Origin of the sequence: Pseudomonas sp. TE50-2 (genome assembly GCF_040813665.1) — a bacterium.
Lineage (GTDB): Bacteria > Pseudomonadota > Gammaproteobacteria > Pseudomonadales > Pseudomonadaceae > Aquipseudomonas > Aquipseudomonas soli.
On the sequence record NZ_JBFNXN010000001.1, the window covers coordinates 1,937,176 to 1,956,786 of the forward strand.

The following is a 19,611-nucleotide window of genomic DNA, read 5'->3' on the forward strand; positions in this document are numbered from 1 at the left end:
GTTCTCTAGTTGTCGCGCCTACCACTACTGCTTTGAAACTCAGAAGTTGCTCTGGACCCAACGCTTGAGTCGCTCAAGCACTGGACCCTTGGGTTCATCGCCATAGCTGTTGTTGCTGCTGTTGCTGTTGCTGATACCGGTCAGGGACGGGTCCTCGGACTGCTTCTGCAGACCGTAGGTGAGCAGGCCCACGCCGGTGGAATAGATCGGGTTGCGCACCACGTCGCTGAGGCCCCGAACGCTGTGCGGCACGCCCAGGCGTACCGGCATGTGGAAGATCTCCTCGGCCAGTTCCACGGCGCCTTCCATCTTCGCGGTGCCGCCGGTGAGGACGATGCCGGCCGGCACCAGGTCCTCGAAGCCGCTGCGACGCAGTTCGGCCTGGATCAGGGTGAACAGCTCGTCGTAACGCGGCTCCACCACTTCGGCCAGGGCCTGGCGCGACAGCTCGCGCGGCGGGCGATCACCCACGCTCGGCACCTTGATGGTCTCGCCGGCACCGGCCAGCTTGGCCAGGGCGCAGGCGTAGCGGATCTTGATTTCCTCGGCGTACTGCGTAGGCGTACGCAGTGCCATGGCGATGTCGTTGGTGACCTGGTCGCCGGCGATCGGGATCACCGCGGTGTGGCGGATCGCGCCTTCGGTGAAGATGGCGATGTCGGTGGTGCCGCCACCGATGTCCACCAGGCACACGCCCAGCTCTTTCTCGTCGTCGGTCAGCACCGAGTAGGCCGAGGCCAGTTGCTCGAGGATGATGTCGTCGATTTCCAGACCGCAGCGACGCACGCATTTTTCGATGTTCTGCGCCGCGTTCACCGCGCAGGTAACCACGTGGACCTTGGCCTCCAGACGCACGCCCGACATGCCCAGGGGCTCGCGCACGCCTTCCTGGTTGTCGATCACGTAGTCCTGCGGCAGGGTGTGCAGCACCCGCTGGTCAGCCGGAATGGCCACGGCCTGGGCGGCGTCGAGCACGCGCTCGAGGTCGGCGGTGCTGACTTCGCGGTCGCGGATGGCGACGATGCCGTGGGAGTTCAGGCTGCGGATATGGTTGCCGGCAACACCGACGAACGCCGAATGGATGCGGCAGCCGGCCATCAGCTGGGCCTCTTCGACGGCGCGCTGGATCGACTGCACGGTCGATTCGATATTCACCACCACGCCCTTCTTCAGGCCGCGTGACGGGTGGGTGCCGATCCCGACGATCTCCAGGGTGCCGTCCTCGCCGACTTCACCCACCAGCGCCACCACCTTGGAGGTGCCGATGTCCAGCCCGACGATCATTTTGCCGCTATGCGCGTTTGCCATGGTCCTGCCTCTCTCTAATTCTTCGCAACGGCGGGTTGGGCCGTCGTCGGTGCATTCGGTTCCCGCCAACCAACGGCAAGTCCGTTGGAATAACGCAGATCGATGCGGGCGATATTGGTGATCTGGTCTTTAAGCGATTTGTCGTAAATGGCAATGAAACGGCGCATCTTCTCCACCAGGTGGTCGCGCCCCAGCAGCAGCTCGATGCCTGGGCCGGCGCTACCCGCGCCGGTGGTCAGGAACCAGCTGCCTCGCTCGCGCAGCTCCAGGCGAGCGATGGAAAAGCCCATGGGGCGCAGCATCTGGCTCAATACCTGATACTGCTGCATGACTTGTTGCTGAGCGCGCTGCGGCCCGAACAGCTGCGGCAGGTGCTCGTAGTTGGCCAGCTCGCGCGGGGTGAAGGCCTGGCCCTGGTTGTTGAGCAAGGCCTCGTCGCCCCAGCGCGCCACCGGCAACTGTTCTTCCAGGCGGATCACCACCTCGTCCGGCCACACCCGGCGCACTTCGGCGTGGGCGATCCAGGGCATCTGCTCAAGCTCGACGCGCATCGCCGCGAGGTCGACGGTGAAGAAGCTCGCCGCCACGTAGGGCGCGATCCGCTGCTGCACCGCCTGCTGGCTGATGTAGCTGAGGTCGCCCTGCACGGCGATCTTGGTGATCGGTCGGTCGGCGTAGGGCATCAGGCGAATGGCACCCTCATAGGCACCAAAACCGGCGACCACCAGCAATACCGGCCACAGCAGGCGCTTGAGGCCGCCGAAGCTTGGCCGCGGCAGGCGCGCCGATACGGGCTCGTCGGCCACCAGTCGGCTGGCACCACGCGGCACCGGCTTGCTACGGCCGGTAACGGGTGGCTGCTGACGTATCATCGCGCCTTGCATGGCTATTAACCTCTCGTCGCTACGCTGTCGGCCAGGATCGCCAGCACCAGTTGCTGGAAGTCCAGGCCGGCGGCACGGGCCGCCATGGGCACCAGGCTATGGTCGGTCATGCCCGGTGCGGTGTTGACCTCAAGCAGCCAGAAACGGCCCTGCTCGTCCTGCATCACGTCCAGACGGCCCCAGCCCTCGATGCCAACGGCATCGCAGGCGCGCGCGGTAAGGTCGATCAGCTCTTGCTCCTTGACGCTGTCCAGGCCGCACGGGATGCGGTACTGGGTGTCATTGGCGATGTACTTGGCGTCGTAGTCGTAGAACACGTGCGGGGTGCCCAGCGCGATCGGCGGCAGCACCTGGCCACGCAGCACGGCGATGGTGAATTCCGGGCCGTGGATCCATTGCTCGACCAGGACTTGCGAATCGTAGTTGGCAGCGTCTTTCCAGGCGGCGACCAGCTCTTGCTCGCTGTTCACCTTGGCCATGCCGATGCTCGAACCTTCATGGGCGGGTTTGACGATCAACGGGAAGCCCAGTTCCGCACTGGCGGCCACGCAATCCTGCTCGCTGGCCAGCACGGCGTGACGCGGCGTGGGGATACCCAGGCTCTGCCACACCTGCTTGGTGCGCAGCTTGTCCATGGCCAGCGCCGAGGCGAGGATGCCGCTGCCGGTGTAGGGAATCCCCAGGCACTCGAGCAGGCCCTGCATGCTGCCGTCCTCACCGCCACGGCCGTGGAGGATGATGAAGGCGCGGTCGATCTTCTCGCTCTGCAGGCGGCTCAGCAGGTCGTCGCCGACGTCGATGGCGACTACGTCGACACCAGCGTTGGTCAGCGCCTCGATCACTGCCTTGCCCGACTTCAGGGAAACCTCACGCTCGGCACTCTTGCCACCGTACAACACGGCGACGCGGCCAAAGGCCTTGACGTCCAGGGTCGAGTGCAACTTGTCGTAGGCGCTGGTCATTTCGACTTCTCCTGCTTGGCGCCTGCGAACAGCGGGCTTTTCATCAATTGCGGGGCCAGGCCACCGACATCGCCGGCACCCTGGCAGATCAGGATGTCGCCGGCACGCAGCAGCGGCTTGACCAGCGGCGCGAGCTCGGCGCCGCGTTCGATATAGATCGGGTCGAGCTTGCCGCGCTGGCGGATGCTGTGGCAAAGCTGGCGGCTGTCGGCGCCGGGGATCGGCTCTTCGCCGGCCGGGTAGACCTCCATCAGTAACAGCACGTTGGCATCGCCCAGCACCTGCACGAAATCGTCGTACAGGTCGCGGGTGCGGCTATAGCGGTGCGGCTGGTAGACAATCACCAGGCGGCGGCTCGGCCAGCCGCCACGCACGGCCTTGATCACCGCGGCGACCTCGGTCGGGTGGTGGCCATAGTCGTCGACCAGCATCACGCTGCCACCGTCGACCGGCAGTTCGCCGTAGACCTGGAAGCGTCGACCAACGCCCTGGAAGCCCGACAGGCCCTGGACGATGGCCTCGTCGCTGATGCCTTCGTCGGTGGCGATGGCGATGGTCGCCAACGCGTTGAGCACGTTGTGGTTGCCCGGCATGTTCACCGACACTTCCAGCGGCTCGCAGTCACGGCGCAGCACGGTGAAGTGGGTCTGCATGCCCTGCTGACGCACATTGATGGCGCGGATGTCGGCCTCTTCGCTGAAGCCGTAGGTGACCGTCGGGCGCTTGACCTGCGGCAGGATCTCGCGCACCACCGGGTCGTCCAGGCACATCACCGCCAGCCCATAGAACGGCAGGTTGTGCAGGAACTCGACAAAGGTCTTCTTCAGCTTGTTGAAGTCGCCTTCGTAGGTGGCCATGTGGTCGGCGTCGATATTGGTGACCACGGCGACCATGGGCTGCAGGTGCAGGAAGCTGGCGTCGCTCTCGTCGGCTTCGGCGATCAGGTAGCGGCTGGTGCCCAACTGCGCGTTGGTCCCGGCCGCGGTCAGGCGACCACCGATGACGAAGGTCGGGTCCAGGCCACCAGCGGCGAACACCGAGGCCAGCAGGCTGGTGGTGGTGGTCTTGCCGTGGGTGCCAGCCACCGCGACGCCATGGCGATAGCGCATCAGCTCGGCGAGCATCTCGGCACGCGGCACCACGGGGATGCGGCGCTCCAGTGCGGTGGCGACTTCCGGGTTGGCCGGATTGATCGCGCTGGACACCACCAGCACATCGGCGTTGGCGGCGTTCTCGGCGCGGTGGCCGACGAAGATCTCGGCGCCGAACGACTCGAGGCGCTCGGTGACCGGCGACACCTTGAGGTCGGAACCGGACACTTCATAGCCGAGGTTCAGCAGCACTTCGGCGATGCCGCACATGCCCACGCCGCCGATACCGACGAAGTGGATGCGACGGATGCGGCCCATCTTCGGATGCGGCATGGCTTTCTGGCTCTCAACCATGGGCCACCTCCAGGCAGATATCCACCACGGTGCTGGTTGCGGCAGGTTTGGCCAGGCGGCGGGCGGTGCCGGCCATGGCGTTGAGTTTCTCGGGTTGCATCAGCACCTCGTTCAGGCGTTCAGCGAGCTGCGCTGCGCCAGTAGTCGCTTGTGGCATCAGGAAGGCGGCGCCTTCACGTGCCAGGTATTGGGCGTTGTGGGTCTGGTGGTCGTCGATGGCATGGGGCAAGGGCACCAGCATCGAGGGCAGGCCCGCCGCCGCGAGTTCGCTGACGGTCAGGGCACCGGCCCGGCACACCACCATATCGGCCCAGCCATAGGCATGGGCCATATCCTTGATGAACGGTTCGACCTGGGCCTCGACCCCCGCCTCGTGATAACGCTCGGCGGTAACGGGCGCGTGGTTCCTGCCCGCCTGGTGGAACACTTCGGGGCGCAGGTTCGCCGGCACCTCGGACAGGGCCTTAGGCAACAATTTGTTCAATGGTTCCGCACCCAGGCTGCCGCCCATGACCAACAGGCGCGCACGGCGCTCGGCCAGGGGTGCGCGCAGGGCGTCCATGAACAGCTCCGGGCGCACCGGATTGCCGGTGGTGCGCAGCTTGTCGCTGGCGGCAAAGGTGTCCGGGAATGCTTCGCAGACACGCGTAGCCAGCGGCAGCAGCAACCGATTGGTGGTGCCGGCGCGGGCATTCTGCTCGTGGATCACCAGTGGCACGCCACACAACCGCGCGGCTACGCCACCGGGGCCGGTCACATAGCCACCGAAGCCGACCACGCAGACCGGCTTGAGCTCACGGACGATGCGCCGCGCCTGCAGCACGGCCTTGACCAGGGTGAACGGCGCCTTGAGCAGCGACAGCTTGCCCTTGCCGCGCAGGCCGGTGACCTGGATCAGGTGCAGCGGCAGGCCGGCCTGGGGCACCAGTTCGTTCTCGATGCCACGCGGGGTACCCAGCCAATGCACGCTGTAGCCGCGGGCCTGGAACTCGCGGGCACAGGCCAGGGCCGGGAACACGTGGCCCCCGGTGCCACCGGCCATGATCAGGACGTTCTTGCCGTCAGCGGCCATGACTGGTCTCCTCGGCAAAATCGCTTTCCTTGAATTCGTGTTCCTCGCTGCCCAGATGGGTGCGGCTCTCCCACTCGATGCGTAAAAGCAGCCCGACACAGGCGCAACAGATCACCAGGGAGCTGCCCCCGTAGCTGAGGAACGGCAGGGTCAGGCCCTTGGTCGGCAACAGGCCGACGTTCACGCCGATGTTGATCAAAAACTGGCCGATCCACAGGAACGACAGGCCGAAGGCCATGTAGGCGGCGAAGTACTGCTTGGCCTTCTCGGCCCACAGGCCGATGTACAGGGCGCGCACGGTGATGAACACGAACAGTGCGATGGTCAGCAGCGAGCCGATCACCCCCAGCTCTTCGGCCAGTACCGAGAACACGAAGTCGGTGTGCGCCTCGGGCAGGTAGAACTGCTTCTGCACACTGTTGCCCAAGCCCACGCCCAACCATTCGCCGCGCCCGAAAGCGATCAACGCCTGGGTCAGCTGGTAGCCGGAGCCGAACTGATCGCTCCAGGGGTCGGTGAAGGTGATCAGGCGCGCCATCCGGTAAGGCTGGGCCTGGACCAGTACCACCACCGATATGACCGCCAGCACCACCATCAGCGAGAAGCGGAACAGCCCCACCCCACCGAGGAACAGCATGGCCGCCGCAGCGCCCATCATCACCACCGTGGCGCCGAAGTCCGGCTCCATCAGCAGCAGGCCGGCCATTGGCAGCAGCACGATGAACGGTTTGAAGAAGCCCATCCAGCTTTCGCGCACCTCGGTCTGGCGACGCACCAGGTAGCCGGCGAGATAAATGACCACGAAGACCTTGGCAATCTCCGACGGCTGGACGTTGAAGAAGCTGAAGCCGATCCAGCGCATCGAACCGTTCACCTCACGGCCGATACCGGGCACCAGCACCAGCACCAGCAGGCCGAAGGCACCGATCAGCATCATGAAGCCCATGCGCTGCCAGGTGGCGATCGGCACCAGCATGGTCATCAACCCGGCGCCCAGGCCAAGGGTGACGTACACCAGGTGGCGGAACATGTGGTACAGCGGGTTGCCCGACTGCACCGCGGCCACTTCGGAGGAGGCCGAGGTGATCATCACCAGGCCCAGGCCGAGCAGCGCCAGGCAACCGGCCAGCAGCGGGAAGTCGAGGTCGATGCCACGGCCGCTGATCAGCGGCGACGGGTACGGCTTGAGGATGCCGAAGATCATGCCAGCCCCTCCGCTGCCTGGGCGAACAGGCGCCCGCGTTCTTCAAAGTTCTTGAACATGTCGAGGCTGGCGCAGGCCGGCGACAGCAGTACCGCGTCACCGGCGCGGGCCAGCTCGGCGCATCGCTGCACGGCCTCATCGAGGGTCTGCACGGGCACCAGTTGCACGGCATCCTTCAGGGTTTCGGCCAGGCGTGCGGCATCGCGACCGATCAGCACCACGGCGCGGCAATGCTGCGCCACCGGGGTGCGCAAGGCCGCAAAATCGGCACCCTTGCCATCGCCGCCGGCGATCAGCACCAGTTTGCCCTCGATATCGGCGCCCAGGCCTTCGATGGCTGCCAGCGCGGCACCGACGTTGGTGGCCTTGGAATCGTCGTACCAGTTCACGCCGTTGCGCTCGCGCACCCACTGGCAACGATGGGCCAGGCCCTTGAATTCACGCAGGGCTTCGAGCATCGGCTCGAACGGCAGGCCGACGGCGTGGCCGAGGGCCAGGGCAGCCAGGGCGTTGCTGTGATTGTGGGCGCCGCGGATCTTCAGCTCACGCACTGGCATGAGGGTCTGGAACTCGAACGCCAGGTATTTCTCGCCATCCACTTCACGCAGGCCGAAGGCCTTGAAGTCCGGTGCGTTGAGGCCAAAGGTCCAGCACGGACGGCCTTCGACCGGCAACGGACGGCTCAGGGCATCCTGGCGGTTGACCACCACCTGGCGGGCGCCGCGGAAGATCCGGTGCTTGGCCAGGTGATAGGCCGGCAGGCCGCTGTAGCGGTCCATGTGGTCTTCGCTGATGTTCAGCACGGTGGCCACTTCGGCGTTGAGCTGGTCGGTGGTCTCCAGCTGGAAGCTCGACAGCTCCAGCACGTACAGCTCGACGTCGTCAGCCAGCAAGTCCAGGGCCGGGGTGCCGAGGTTGCCGCCGACCGCCACACGTTTGCCTGCCTTGGCGGCCATCTCGCCGACCAGGGTGGTGACGGTGCTCTTGGCGTTGGAGCCGCTGATGGCCACGATCGGCGCCTTGGCGTGATGGGCGAACAGCTCGATGTCCCCGGACAGCTTGACGCCACGCGCGGCGGCCTGTTGCAGCGCAGGTGTAGCCAGGGCCAGGCCCGGGCTGACATACAGCTCGCTGGCCCGGCACAGGAAGTCCACGTCCAGCTCGCCACAGCGCACTTCCACCTGCGGGTATTCACGGCGCAGGGTGTCCAGTTCCGGCGGTTGCTCGCGGGTGTCGGCGACCGCAAAGGCAATGCCCCGGCTCGCCAGGAAGCGAACCAGGGACATGCCGCTCTTGCCGAGGCCGACAACGATGCGGAATTGGTCGGAAGCGATCAGTGACACGCTCGTTTACCTCAGTTTCAGGGTGGCAAGGCCAATCAGCACGAGAATCACGGTGATGATCCAGAAGCGGACGATCACCCGTGGCTCGGGCCAACCCTTGAGTTCAAAGTGGTGGTGGATCGGCGCCATGCGGAACACGCGCTTGCCGGTGAGCTTGAACGAGGCCACCTGGATGACCACCGACAGGGTTTCCATCACGAACACGCCGCCCATGATGAACAGGACGACTTCCTGGCGCACGATCACCGCGATGGTGCCCAGCGCAGCGCCCAGGGCCAGCGCGCCGACGTCGCCCATGAATACCTGGGCCGGGTAGGTGTTGAACCACAGGAAGCCCAGGCCCGCGCCGATCAGCGCGCCGCAGAACACGATCAGCTCGCCCGCGCCCGGCACGTAGGGGATCAGCAGGTACTCGGCGAACTTCACGTTGCCCGACAGGTAGCAGAAGATGCCCAGCGCGCCGCCGACCATCACCGTCGGCATGATCGCCAGGCCATCGAGGCCGTCGGTCAGGTTGACCGCGTTGCTCGAGCCGACAATGACGAAATAGGTCAGCACGATGAAGCCGGCGCCCAGCGGGATGGCCAGGTCCTTGAGCATCGGGATGATCAGCGTGGTCTCGACGCTGGTCGGCGCGGTCTTGTACAGGAAGATCGCCGCGGCCAGGCCGAACACCGACTGCCAGAAATACTTCCAGCGGCTCGGCAGGCCGCGGGAGTTCTTCTCGATGACCTTGCGGTAGTCGTCGACCCAGCCGATGGCGCCGAACGCCAGGGTGACGATCAGTACCACCCACACATAGCGATTGGTCAGGTCGGCCCACAGCAGGGTGCTGATGGCGATGGCGGAAAGGATCAGCGCACCGCCCATGGTCGGGGTGCCGGACTTGGACAGGTGCGATTGCGGGCCGTCGTTACGTACGGCCTGACCGATCTGGCGGATCTGCAGGGTACGGATCATCCACGGGCCCAGCCACAGGGCCAGAGACAGCGCGGTCAGTACACCCAGGATCCCGCGCAGGGTCAGGTACTGGAAGACCGCGAAGCCCTTGTGGAACTGTTGCAGATACTCAGCCAACAGCAGCAGCATTAATGTTTCTCCCCGCTGGCGCCGCACAGTGCGGCCACGACGTTTTCCATCGCAGCGCTGCGCGAGCCCTTGATCAAGATAGTGGTGTCGCTGGCGGCCTCGGCCTTGACGGCTTCGATCAGCTCAGCTTGAGTGGCGAAATGGCGGCCATTGGTACCGAATGCCTTAACGGCGTAGGCCATGTTGGTGCCCACCGCGTACAGCGCATCGACCTTGCCACGTGCGTAGTCACCCACCTGGCGGTGACCTTCCTCGGCCCATTGCCCCAGTTCGCCGATATCCCCGAGCACCAGGACGGTGCGGCCGGAAAAGCCGGCGAGTATATCAATGGCGGCACACATCGAGGTGGGATTTGCGTTGTAGCTGTCGTCGATCACCCGCGCGCCGCTGGGCGCAATCTGCGCAACGGTACGGCCCTTGACCGGTTGCACGGCGCCAAGGCCGGCGGCGATGCCGTTCAGGCTCAGACCAACGGCATGGGCTGCTGCTGCGGCGGCCAGGGCGTTGCTGACGTTATGGGTGCCGAGCAGGTTCAATTGCACCGGGACGCTGCCGTCCGGGCCATGCAGGGTGAACGAGGGGCAACCACGGGCGTCGCGGCCAATATCGCTGGCGTGGAAGTCGGCCTGCGGATTGTCCAGCGCGAAGCTGATAACGCGATGATTGCCCGCGCGCTGGCGCCAGATATCAAACGCCTTGTCGGCCAGGTTGAGGATGGCCGTGCCACCCTCGCCCAAGCCTTCGAGGATCTCGCCCTTGGCCTCGACGATCTTCTCCGGGCCGCCGAACTCACCGACGTGGGCGGTACCGGCGTTGTTGATGATGACCACCTGCGGCCGGGTCATGCCGACGGTGTAGCGGATCTCGCCGATGCGCGAGGCCCCCAGCTCGATCACCGCGGCGCTGTGCTCCGAAGCGATCTCCAGCAAGGTCAGCGGTGCACCGAGGTCATTGTTGAGGTTGCCACGGGTGGCATGCACCGGCCCTCGGGTACGCAGGATCGCGGCGAGCATTTCCTTGACCGTGGTCTTGCCGCTGGAGCCAGTAATGGCCACCACCGGCTTGTCGAAGGCAGCACGATTCAGCGCGCCGAGCTGGCCAAGCGCTACACGGCAGTCGGCAACCACCAGTTGCGGCAGATCGACATCGGTGATTTCGCGCTCGACCAGCGCGGCGACGGCCCCCTTGGCCTTCACATCGGCCAGGTAGTCATGGCCATCGAAGCGCGGCCCGCTGAGGGCGACGAACAGTTGACCGGCAGCGACGCTGCGGCTGTCGATGCTGACGCCGGTGAAACTGGCGTCGGCGTCTGCCAGGCGTGCGCTCAGTGCAGCAGTCAGCTGGCTGAGCATCATGGGCTTAAGCATGTGGAGCCTCCCAGGCGGCTAGGGCCTTCTCGGCTTCGACCAGATCGGAGAAGTCATGCCGCTCGCCATTGATCTCCTGGTAATCCTCGTGGCCCTTGCCGGCCAGGACGATCACATCCTCGGCAGCAGCAGTGGCGACCAGATGGGCAATGGCCAGGCCACGGCCAGCGACGAACTCCACGCTGTCGGGCTGGGCAAAGCCGGGGCGAATGTCATCGAAGATGCGCTGCGGATCCTCGGTACGCGGGTTGTCATCAGTCACCAGCACACGATCGGCCAGGCGCTCGGCGACTGCCGCCATCAGCGGGCGCTTGCCGGCGTCACGATCACCGCCACAGCCGAACAGGCACAGCAACTTGCCGTGGGCGTGCGGGCGCAATGCCTCGAGCACCTTTTCCAGGGCATCCGGGGTGTGGGCGTAGTCGACCACCACCAACGGTTTGTCACCGCCACCCAGGCGCTGCATGCGGCCGACCGGCCCGTGCAGTTGCGGGGTGACCTTGAGAATTTCATCCAGCGGGTAATCAAGCGCCATCAGCGTGGCTACTGCCGCCAGCATGTTGCTCAGATTGAAACGCCCCAGCAGGCGGCTGCGCAGGACATGCTCGCCCTGCGGGGTGACGATCACGGCGCGCACGCCATCATCGTTGAAGACAGCCTCTTTGCAGAACAACGTCGCCGCCGAATCCTGCAGGCTGTAGCTGATCAGACGCGATGTGGCTGGAGCATCTGCCAAGCGACGCCCAAAGTCATCATCCAGGTTGACCACCCGGGCGCGCAGGCTTGGCCAGGCAAACAACTTGGCCTTGGCAGCCTCGTAGGCCTCCATGCTGCCGTGGTAGTCCAGGTGGTCGCGGGACAGGTTGGTCATCACCGCGATGTCGAAGTCCAGCGCGGCCACCCGACCCTGTTCGAGGGCATGGGAGGAAACCTCCATGGCCACGGCCTTGGCGCCACCCTTTTTCAGGTCGTTCAAGGTCGATTGCACGGCAATCGGGTCCGGCGTGGTCAGGCGGCCACTCTGCAGCTCGCCATAGAAGCCGGTGCCAAGCGTGCCGATCAGACCACAACGCCGGCCAAGGGCATCAAGCGCCTGGCCCAACAGCTGGGTCACGCTGGTCTTGCCGTTGGTGCCGGTCACGCCGACCAGGTCGAGCTGACGGCTCGGCTCGCCATAGAAGCGCCCGGCGATCTGCGACAACTGGCCAATCAAACCCTTGACAGGAATCAGTGGCGCATCGGTGAGCGGCAGCACGCTGGCGCCCTGCTCTTCATAGGCCACCGCGGCGGCGCCACGGGCCAGGGCATCGGCGATGTGCGTGCGACCATCGACCTTGGCCCCCGGCACGGCCAGGAACAGGTCTCCTGGCCGCACGGCGCGGCTGTCCAGGGTCAGCTCGCGGATCAACGGATCGCGGCTGGCATGGGCGAACAGTTTGCTCAATGGCATCGTCATCAACCTCGCCCTCCCTTGGCGGGTACTGCGCTGGCTTGCTGCGTCGAGGGCGGCAGGTTGTCCGGCGGTACATTCATCAGGCGCAGGGTGCCCGACATCACTTTGCTGAATACGGGGGCCGAGACCAGGCCGCCGAAGTAGCCGCCCTTGCTCGGCTCGTCGATGACCACGACGATGGCATAGCGCGGATCGCTCATCGGGCCGAAGCCGGCGAACAGCGAACGGTAGGCGTTCTCGGTGTAGCCCTTGGAGCCGACGGTGGCTTTACGCGCCGTACCGGACTTGCCACCCACGTGGTAGAACGGCACCTGGGCACGGAATACCCCGCGCGGTGCTTCGATTACCTGCTGCAGCATGCCCTGCACGGTTTCGGCGGTTTCCTTGGGGATCGCCTGGACCGATTCCGGGGTCTTGTCGACTTTGAGGATCGACAGCGGCACCATCTTGCCGTCGTTGGCCAGTGCGGCGTAGGCATGCACCAGTTGCAAGGCTGTCACCGACACGCCGTAGCCATACGACAAGGTCGCGGTCTCGGCCTTGCGCCACTCGCGGTGGTTGGGCAGGTTGCCGACGCGCTCGCCGGGGAAGCCGAGGCCGGTGTACTGGCCCAGGCCTACCTGGGACATGACCCGGTAGATGGCCTCGCCACCGATATCGAAGGCGATCTTGCTCATGCCGACGTTGGACGAGTTGATCAGGATGCCGGTCAGGTCGAGGATCGGGCCCTCGCTGCGCGACACGTCCTTGATGGTGTAGCGGCCGATTTGCAGGCTGCCCGGATAGACCTCGACCTTGTCGGTGACCTTCCAGCGGCCACTCTGCAAGGCGGCACTCATCGAAATCGGCTTGACCGTCGAGCCCGGCTCGAACACATCGATGATCGCCCGGTTGCGCATCGCCGCCGGGAACATGCTGCGGCGGTTGTTCGGGTTGTAGGTCGGCTGGTTGACCATGGCCAGGACCTCGCCGGTCTTGACGTCCATGATCACCAGGCTGCCGGCCTTGGCTTCCTGTTCGGCAATGGCGTTGCGCAGCTCGCGGGTGGCCAGGTACTGCAGACGCAGGTCTATCGACAACGCCAAGGTCTTGCCGGCCTTGGCGTTCTTGGTTACCTGAATGTCCTTGATCAGCCGGCCACGCCGGTCCTTGATCACCTGCCGCTTGCCGGGTACCCCGGCGAGCCATTCGTCGTAGGCGAGTTCGACGCCTTCACGGCCATGGTCATCCAGGTCGGTGAAGCCAACCATGTGCGCGGTGACGTCGCCGGCCGGATAGAAACGGCGGAACTCTTCGAGGCCATAGACGCCTGGAACCTTCAGGTCGAGGACGTGCTGGCCCTGCTCCGGGGTCAGGCCGCGGACCAGGTAGATGAACTCCTTGCTCGCCTGCTGGGTAAGCCGCTCGCTCAGCTGCTGCGGGTTCTGCCCGAGCGCGGCGGCCAGCTGTGGCCAGCGATCCTTGGCCGCCTGCATTTCCTTGGGGTTGGCCCACAAGGTGGTGACGGGCGTACTGACAGCCAGCGGCTCGCCGTTGCGATCGGTGATCAGCCCGCGGTGCGCAGGGATGGGAATATGGCGCAGGCTGCGAGCGTCGCCCTGCCCCTTGAGGAAGTCGCGGTCGACGACCTGCAGGTCGATGATGCGCCAGCAGATGGCACCAACCATCAGCGCCAGCAAACCGATCACCACCCGGAAGCGCCAGGGGTAGAGTGCGCCTTCGAGCTTCATCATGGCGCCACCATCCGCACTTCGTCAGCGGCGGGCACGCGCATCCTGAGCTGCTCCGAGGCCAGGCTCTCGATACGGCTGGAGGCAGTCCAAGTGCTTTGCTCGAGGATCAACCGGCCCCACTCGGCCTGGGCCTTGTCGCGCTCGTTCAGTTCACCGTACAGGGTGTTGAGCAACTGACGGTTCCAGTGGGCGCTGTAGGAAACGGCGATCGACGAAATCAGGACGGCGACGAACAGCAGAAGCATCAGGAAGCTTCCGCCTGGCAGCGGCTTGGCAAACAGCCTGCTCACCGCAACTTCTCCGCTACCCGCATCACGGCGCTGCGCGACCGCGGGTTGGCCTTGAGTTCGGCTTCGGAGGCGAACTGCGCCTTGCCGATCAATTTGATCTTCGGCTCGAAGGCCTTGTGCTGGACCGGCAGGTTGCGCGGCAGATTGTCTGCCTCGCCCTTGACCAGCTTGCGCATGAACAGTTTGACGATACGGTCTTCCAACGAGTGGAAGCTGATCACTGCCAGGCGGCCACCCACTTCAAGGGCGTCGAGCGCGGCTTCAAGGCCGGTCTCGAGGTCGCCAAGCTCGTTGTTGACATGGATACGCAGGCCCTGGAAGGCGCGGGTCGCAGGGTTCTTGCCCTTTTCCCAGGCCGGGTTGGCGACCTTGAGCACCTCCGCCAGGTCGGCGGTACGGGTGAACGGCTGCTTCTCGCGGCGCTCGACCACGGCGCGCGCCATGCGACCGGCGAAGCGCTCCTCGCCGTACTCCTTGAACACGCGGGCAATTTCTTCGACGGGGGCGGTGGCGACGAACTCGGCGGCGCTGATGCCCTGGCCCGGGTTCATGCGCATGTCCAGCGGGCCGTCGTTAAGGAAGCTGAAGCCACGCTCGGGGTCGTCCAGTTGCGGCGAGGATACGCCCAGGTCGAGCAGGATGCCGCTGACCTTGCCGTCCAGACCGCGGGCGCGCACTTCGTCGCCGAGTTCGGCAAAGCTGCGCTGCACAATGACAAAGCGGCCGTCTTCGGCCGCCAGCGCTTGCCCGGTGGCAATCGCCTGAGGATCCTTGTCGAACCCCAGCAACCGCCCTTGCGGCCCGAGCTTGCTGAGGATCAGGCGGCTGTGGCCGCCACGCCCGAAGGTGCCGTCCAGATAGCAACCGTCGGCGCGCAGGGCCAATGCCTCGACGGCTTCGTCGAGGAGGACGGTGATGTGGTTGAAGCCGCTATCTATGGTCACAGGATCAGGTCACGCAAATCATCGGGCATGGCGCCCGGTTGTTGAATAGCTGCAAGGTCGGCTGCCGAAACCGCGTTCCAGGCATCCTCATCCCACAGCTGGAATTTGTTCAGCTGCCCTACCAGCATCGCCTTCTTGTCCAGCTTGGCGTACTCACGCAGGCGGGGCGGTACCAGGAAACGCCCGCTGCCATCGAGCTCCAGGTCCACCGCATTGCCGATCAGCAAACGCTGCAGGCGACGGTTTTCCTCACGCAACGACGGCAAGGCACGCAACTTGGCTTCTATCTGTTCCCACTCATCGAGGGGATAAACACACAAGCAGGGATCAACGGCGTCGATGGTCACGATCAATTGACCATTGCAACGCGAATCGAGCTCGTCACGGTACCGGCTCGGCATGGCGAGACGGCCCTTTGCATCGAGGCTGACGGCGTTGGCTCCGCGGAACACGGCTGCGATTCCCCACAATGTTAGCTTTTTTGTGCCAGAAAACCCACTTCATCCCACTTTCTGCCACTTGCGCACACTATAGGAATCCGCCCGCCACACCGTCAAGGCACGTTCATAAGGAAATCCCTTACAGGACGGCGATTTAGCGCAACAAAGGAAGGTGGAAGGATTACAGGAGGGAAAAACTGACGGAAAAAATCAAACACACTCAAGCGGATAGAGTGAGAAGTTAAAGTAATTTATTAAGAGTAAGATTTTTTCGGTATTACCAGGACGCATCTGCTATCGATTCAAGCAGGAAAGGAGAGGTGGAGAGTCGATCTGTAAGCCGGGTTTTGTCGAGGACAGTCATTCCTCTACGACGGCCATCACTGGACGCCTCTAGCAACCTACCCGGTTCCGACGCGGGCCACGCCGTATGGAACCCTATTTGGTCTTGCTCCGAGTGGGGTTTACCTAGCCACGGACTGTTGCCAGCCGTGCGGTGCGCTCTTACCGCACCTTTTCACCCTTACCGGCACCGAAGTGCTTAGGCGGTTGTTTTCTGTGGCACTTTCCGTAGGCTCGCGCCTCCCAGGCGTTACCTGGCACTCTGCCCTATGGAGCCCGGACTTTCCTCCCCCGCCTTTTGCGGAACAAAAGACGGCAGCGACTGTCCGATCGACTCTCCGCCGCCAAGGTTACCGGTAGCAGCGCTCAAGAACAAGCGGCGCGACCATTAATACCATTATGCCACTAATGGGCTTTCTGCTTTTCCAGGGCCAACTGATAGAGCAGGTTCTTGCGCACCCCGGTGATCTCGGCCGCTAGCGCCGCTGCTTTCTTCAGCGGCAGTTCGGCCAGCAGCAGATCCAGCACCCGCTGCGCCTCGGCGCTGATCGCCTGCTCGCCCTCCGGCGCGCTCCAACCGGCCACCAGCACCACACACTCGCCACGCTGCTGATTGCTGTCACCCTGTACGAATGCGCGCAACTCGGCCAACGGCAAGCCTTTGAGGGTTTCGAAAGTCTTGGTGATCTCGCGCGCCAGCAGCGCCGGACGCTCGCCACCGAACACCGCCTCCATGTCTTCAAGGCACTCGAGGATCCGGTGTGGCGCCTCGTAGAAAATCAGGGTGCGCGGCTCTTCCTTGACCTGCTCCAGACGCGCACGGCGCCCGGCGGCCTTGGCCGGCAGGAAGCCTTCGAAGATGAAGCGGTCCGACGGCAACCCCGCCGCCGACAGCGCGGCGATCAACGCACAGGCGCCCGGCACCGGCACCACCTGCACACCCGCAGCACGCGCCTGGCGCACCAGGTGATAGCCCGGATCGGAAATCAGCGGCGTGCCGGCATCGGACACCAGCGCCACATCATCGCCGGCCAGCAGGCGAGTGATGAAGCGCCCACCCTCATCACGCTCGTTGTGCTCATGACAGGCGGCCAGCGGCGTGTCGATGCCGAAGTGTTGCAGCAGGCGCACCGAGTGGCGGGTGTCCTCGGCGGCGATCAGGCTGACATCCGCCAGCACCTTCAGCGCCCGGGCGCTCATGTCGTCGAGGTTGCCGATGGGCGTGGCAACGACGTAAAGCTTGCCCAACGTGGATTTCGAAACCCCTGCAACATCAGTCACTGCGCACACCTGCTTTCCGGATCAAAGGTCGCCATTGTAGCCCGAGCACCGGTAACAGGGCGCAAAGAACTTCGCCCCGGGCACACCACGGGCCACCTATAGTGAAGGTTCAGTGTCGGCGAGATCGCGCCGTGCCCCCCGCTTGGGTACAATTGCCGGCCAACTTGATCGAGTAACAGGACCTTTACATGATCGCTTGTCTGCGGCTGCTCACAGCCCTCTGCCTCGCTGCCCTGCTGGCAGCCTGCGCCAGCTCGCCCTCATCCAGCCTGGGCGAACTGCCACGCACCCCGGACGCCAGCATCGAGCAACTGCTCGAGAAGGCGGCCTCCAGCAAGTCCGCCGAGGATGCGGCCCTGCTGCGCTTGAGCGCCGCGGACCTGGCATACAAGCAAAAGGATTTCCCGCGCGCAGCGCGGATTCTCGAGCAAGTCCCGCTGGAGCCGCTCAAGCCCGCCCAGCAGGTGTTCGCCTCCACCCTGGCCGCCGAGCTCGCCATGAGTCGCAACCAGCCCAAGGCCGCCCTGACCGCCCTCACCCACCCGAGCCTGCAGCGCGTCGGCGAACTGCCGACCGAGCAGCAGGCCCGCACCTACAGCGTTCATGCCGCAGCCCTCGAAGCCGACGGCCAGGCCCTGGCCGCCGCCCAGCAGCGCGTGCTGCTGGCCCCCCTGCTCAGCGGCCAGGCCGCCAGCGCCAACAATGACGCGATCTGGGCCCTGGTCGCCTCGCTGCCCGCCGAACAGCTGCAGCAGCCGGCCGCCGATGAGACCCTGGCCGGCTGGACCAGCCTGGCCCTGGCCGTGAAGCGCGCGGGCACCCTGGAACAGCAACAGGCCGCCATCGACACTTGGCGCCAGCAGCATCCCGAGCACCCGGCAGCCAAGCAATTGCCGACAGCCCTGGTCAAGCTCAAGGAGCTGGCCAGCCAGCCACTGACCAAGATCGCCCTGCTGCTGCCCCAAGAAGGTCCGCTGGCCGGTGTCGCCCGCGCCCTGCGCGATGGCTTCATGGCCGCCCACTTCCAGGCCCAGCAAGGTGGCCAGCCCGCCCCTGCGGTACAAGTGTTCGACAGCTCGCGCATCACCTCGCTCGACGACTTCTACCGTCAGGCCCAGGCTGCCGGCGTGCAACTGGTGGTCGGCCCACTGGAAAAGCCGCTGGTCAAGAAGCTCGCCGCCTACCCGCAACTGCCCATCACTACCCTGGCCCTGAACTACGCCGACGCCGGCCAGAAAGCGCCGCCACAGCTGTTCCAGTTCGGCCTGGCCGCCGAGGACGAAGCCCGCGAAGTGGCACGCCGTGCCCGCGCCGACGGCATGGTCCGCGCCGTGGCCCTGGTACCGAGCGGTGAATGGGGCGACCGCGTGCTCGCCGCCTTCCGCCAGGACTGGGAAGGCAATGGCGGCACCCTGATCACCGCGCAGCGTATCGCCCAGCCCGTCGCCCTTGCCCAGCAGATCGCCGATCTGTTCCAGCTGCGCCAGAGCGAAGGCCGCGCCAAGAGCCTGCAGAGCACCGTTGGCGGCACCATCGCCGCGCAGCCTTCGCGCCGCCAGGACATCGACTTCATCTTCCTCGCCTCGACGCCGCAGCAGGCCCAGCAGATCAAGCCGACGCTGAACTTCCAGTACGCCGGTGACGTGCCGGTCTACGCCACCTCCAACCTGTACAGCGCCAGCGGTGACGTGAACCAGTACAACGACATGAACGGCATCCGCTTCTGCGAAACGCCTTGGCTGCTGGACACCACCAACAGCCTGCGCCAGCAAGTCGTGCAGCAGTGGCCCCAGGCCGCCGGCAGCCTCGGCCGCCTGTACGCCATGGGCGTCGACGCCTACAGCCTGGCTCCGCGCCTGGGCCAGCTCAAGGCATTGCCGGACAACCGCGTCGAAGGCCTGTCCGGTAGCCTGAGCATGAACCCCAGCCAGCGCATCGAACGCCAGCTGCCATGGGCCGAATTCGCCGGCGGCCAGGTCAAGCGCCTGCCGGACACCCCTCGCTGATGCCCGGCGCATCGCCCAGCCTTGCCGGCCAGACAGCCGAAGATCACGCCCTTGAATACCTTCAAGGGCAAGGTCTGCGGCTGCTGGAGCGCAACTGGCGATGCAAGGGGGGCGAGCTCGATCTGGTCATGCTCGATGCCGATACAGTAGTATTCGTCGAAGTCCGCTACCGGTTGCATGCGGAGTTCGGCGGAGCGCTCGCCAGTATCGATGGGCGCAAGCAGCAACGACTGGCGCTTGCCGCCAACCTCTTCCTGCAGCACGAACCCCGCTGGGCCACCCGCCCCTGCCGCTTCGACGTTATCGCCCTGCAGGGCCGGGGGCATGCGGGGCAACCGCTTCAATGGCTGAAAAATGCCTTCGAATGCTGAACCCAATTCGATTTTCTAGCTCTATGTTTCGCGGGCTGGTCACTGTTGCGCGTAGCAAAGGCCACCGCCCCTCTTAA

The 19,611-nt window shown here is 65.1% G+C and carries 17 protein-coding genes and 1 other RNA gene; 2 read left to right on the plus strand and 16 right to left on the minus strand.

Annotated elements, in window-relative coordinates; translation table 11 throughout:
- Window positions 1–39: 39 nt before the first annotated feature.
- The 16 genes from ftsA to rsmI form a co-directional block, all read right to left on the minus strand.
- Window positions 40–1,308: a cell division protein FtsA gene (ftsA, locus tag AAHK21_RS08855; RefSeq protein ID WP_028689735.1), complete on the minus strand. Its 1,269-nt coding sequence runs from the start codon at window positions 1,306–1,308 to the stop codon at window positions 40–42.
- 14 nt (window positions 1,309–1,322) lie between these two features.
- Complete coding sequence (locus tag AAHK21_RS08860; protein WP_367857027.1) at window positions 1,323–2,192, minus strand: cell division protein FtsQ/DivIB; 870 nt, start codon at window positions 2,190–2,192, stop codon at window positions 1,323–1,325.
- A gap of 5 nt (window positions 2,193–2,197) precedes the next feature.
- Complete coding sequence (locus tag AAHK21_RS08865; protein ID WP_367857028.1) at window positions 2,198–3,154, minus strand: D-alanine--D-alanine ligase; 957 nt, start codon at window positions 3,152–3,154, stop codon at window positions 2,198–2,200.
- Window positions 3,151–4,599: a UDP-N-acetylmuramate--L-alanine ligase gene (gene murC / locus AAHK21_RS08870; protein WP_038707416.1), complete on the minus strand. Its 1,449-nt coding sequence runs from the start codon at window positions 4,597–4,599 to the stop codon at window positions 3,151–3,153. Before murC ends, AAHK21_RS08865 begins: the two co-directional genes overlap by 4 nt.
- Window positions 4,592–5,671 carry an undecaprenyldiphospho-muramoylpentapeptide beta-N-acetylglucosaminyltransferase gene (gene murG / locus AAHK21_RS08875; RefSeq protein WP_367857029.1) on the minus strand — a complete coding sequence of 360 codons (1,080 nt, stop codon included), beginning with the start codon at window positions 5,669–5,671 and terminating at the stop codon, window positions 4,592–4,594. The genes murC and murG overlap by 8 nt, the downstream gene beginning before the upstream one ends.
- Complete coding sequence (ftsW, locus tag AAHK21_RS08880; RefSeq protein ID WP_172670936.1) at window positions 5,661–6,872, minus strand: putative lipid II flippase FtsW; 1,212 nt, start codon at window positions 6,870–6,872, stop codon at window positions 5,661–5,663. Before ftsW ends, murG begins: the two co-directional genes overlap by 11 nt.
- Window positions 6,872–8,218, minus strand: coding sequence for a UDP-N-acetylmuramoyl-L-alanine--D-glutamate ligase (murD, locus tag AAHK21_RS08885; protein ID WP_046857009.1), 1,347 nt, complete (start codon window positions 8,216–8,218; stop codon window positions 6,872–6,874). The genes ftsW and murD overlap by 1 nt, the downstream gene beginning before the upstream one ends.
- Before the next feature lie 6 nt (window positions 8,219–8,224).
- A complete protein-coding gene (gene mraY / locus AAHK21_RS08890) occupies window positions 8,225–9,307 on the minus strand; it encodes a phospho-N-acetylmuramoyl-pentapeptide-transferase (protein WP_011535540.1) in 1,083 nt (360 codons plus the stop codon).
- Window positions 9,307–10,674, minus strand: a complete 1,368-nt coding sequence (gene murF / locus AAHK21_RS08895; protein ID WP_367857030.1) for a UDP-N-acetylmuramoyl-tripeptide--D-alanyl-D-alanine ligase — start codon at window positions 10,672–10,674, stop codon at window positions 9,307–9,309. Before murF ends, mraY begins: the two co-directional genes overlap by 1 nt.
- Window positions 10,667–12,130: a UDP-N-acetylmuramoyl-L-alanyl-D-glutamate--2,6-diaminopimelate ligase gene (locus tag AAHK21_RS08900; RefSeq protein WP_367857031.1), complete on the minus strand. Its 1,464-nt coding sequence runs from the start codon at window positions 12,128–12,130 to the stop codon at window positions 10,667–10,669. Before AAHK21_RS08900 ends, murF begins: the two co-directional genes overlap by 8 nt.
- Entirely contained in the window at window positions 12,130–13,857 is a 1,728-nt protein-coding gene (locus AAHK21_RS08905) for a peptidoglycan D,D-transpeptidase FtsI family protein (protein WP_367858973.1), read from the minus strand. Before AAHK21_RS08905 ends, AAHK21_RS08900 begins: the two co-directional genes overlap by 1 nt.
- Window positions 13,857–14,150 (minus strand): cell division protein FtsL, encoded by a 294-nt coding sequence (gene ftsL, locus AAHK21_RS08910; protein WP_046857013.1) that lies wholly within the window; start codon window positions 14,148–14,150, stop codon window positions 13,857–13,859. The genes AAHK21_RS08905 and ftsL overlap by 1 nt, the downstream gene beginning before the upstream one ends.
- Window positions 14,147–15,088 (minus strand): 16S rRNA (cytosine(1402)-N(4))-methyltransferase RsmH, encoded by a 942-nt coding sequence (gene rsmH, locus AAHK21_RS08915; RefSeq protein WP_172670938.1) that lies wholly within the window; start codon window positions 15,086–15,088, stop codon window positions 14,147–14,149. Before rsmH ends, ftsL begins: the two co-directional genes overlap by 4 nt.
- A gap of 2 nt (window positions 15,089–15,090) precedes the next feature.
- A complete protein-coding gene (mraZ, locus tag AAHK21_RS08920) occupies window positions 15,091–15,546 on the minus strand; it encodes a division/cell wall cluster transcriptional repressor MraZ (RefSeq protein WP_011535546.1) in 456 nt (151 codons plus the stop codon).
- 308 nt (window positions 15,547–15,854) lie between these two features.
- Window positions 15,855–16,214: RNase P RNA component class A (gene rnpB / locus AAHK21_RS08925), an RNA gene on the minus strand.
- A gap of 67 nt (window positions 16,215–16,281) precedes the next feature.
- Complete coding sequence (rsmI, locus tag AAHK21_RS08930; protein ID WP_038707411.1) at window positions 16,282–17,157, minus strand: 16S rRNA (cytidine(1402)-2'-O)-methyltransferase; 876 nt, start codon at window positions 17,155–17,157, stop codon at window positions 16,282–16,284.
- A gap of 188 nt (window positions 17,158–17,345) precedes the next feature.
- On the opposite strand from rsmI, the gene AAHK21_RS08935 reads away from it, so the two are divergent.
- Both AAHK21_RS08935 and AAHK21_RS08940 read left to right on the plus strand, forming a co-directional pair.
- A complete protein-coding gene (locus tag AAHK21_RS08935) occupies window positions 17,346–19,163 on the plus strand; it encodes a penicillin-binding protein activator (RefSeq protein WP_367857032.1) in 1,818 nt (605 codons plus the stop codon).
- Entirely contained in the window at window positions 19,163–19,534 is a 372-nt protein-coding gene (locus AAHK21_RS08940; protein ID WP_094010222.1) for a YraN family protein, read from the plus strand. The genes AAHK21_RS08935 and AAHK21_RS08940 overlap by 1 nt, the downstream gene beginning before the upstream one ends.
- The last annotated feature ends 77 nt before the right edge of the window (window positions 19,535–19,611 follow it).

Coding starts and splice junctions, on each gene's coding strand:
- ftsA (WP_028689735.1), bottom strand. CDS start 1,308: ATGGCAAACGCGCATAGCGGCAAAATGATCGTCGGGCTGGACATCGGC.
- AAHK21_RS08860 (WP_367857027.1), bottom strand. CDS start 2,192: ATGCAAGGCGCGATGATACGTCAGCAGCCACCCGTTACCGGCCGTAGC.
- AAHK21_RS08865 (WP_367857028.1), bottom strand. CDS start 3,154: ATGACCAGCGCCTACGACAAGTTGCACTCGACCCTGGACGTCAAGGCC.
- murC (WP_038707416.1), bottom strand. CDS start 4,599: ATGGTTGAGAGCCAGAAAGCCATGCCGCATCCGAAGATGGGCCGCATC.
- murG (WP_367857029.1), bottom strand. CDS start 5,671: ATGGCCGCTGACGGCAAGAACGTCCTGATCATGGCCGGTGGCACCGGG.
- mraY (WP_011535540.1), bottom strand. CDS start 9,307: ATGCTGCTGCTGTTGGCTGAGTATCTGCAACAGTTCCACAAGGGCTTC.
- murF (WP_367857030.1), bottom strand. CDS start 10,674: ATGCTTAAGCCCATGATGCTCAGCCAGCTGACTGCTGCACTGAGCGCA.
- AAHK21_RS08900 (WP_367857031.1), bottom strand. CDS start 12,130: ATGACGATGCCATTGAGCAAACTGTTCGCCCATGCCAGCCGCGATCCG.
- AAHK21_RS08905 (WP_367858973.1), bottom strand. CDS start 13,857: ATGAAGCTCGAAGGCGCACTCTACCCCTGGCGCTTCCGGGTGGTGATC.
- AAHK21_RS08935 (WP_367857032.1), top strand. CDS start 17,346: ATGATCGCTTGTCTGCGGCTGCTCACAGCCCTCTGCCTCGCTGCCCTG.
- AAHK21_RS08940 (WP_094010222.1), top strand. CDS start 19,163: ATGCCCGGCGCATCGCCCAGCCTTGCCGGCCAGACAGCCGAAGATCAC.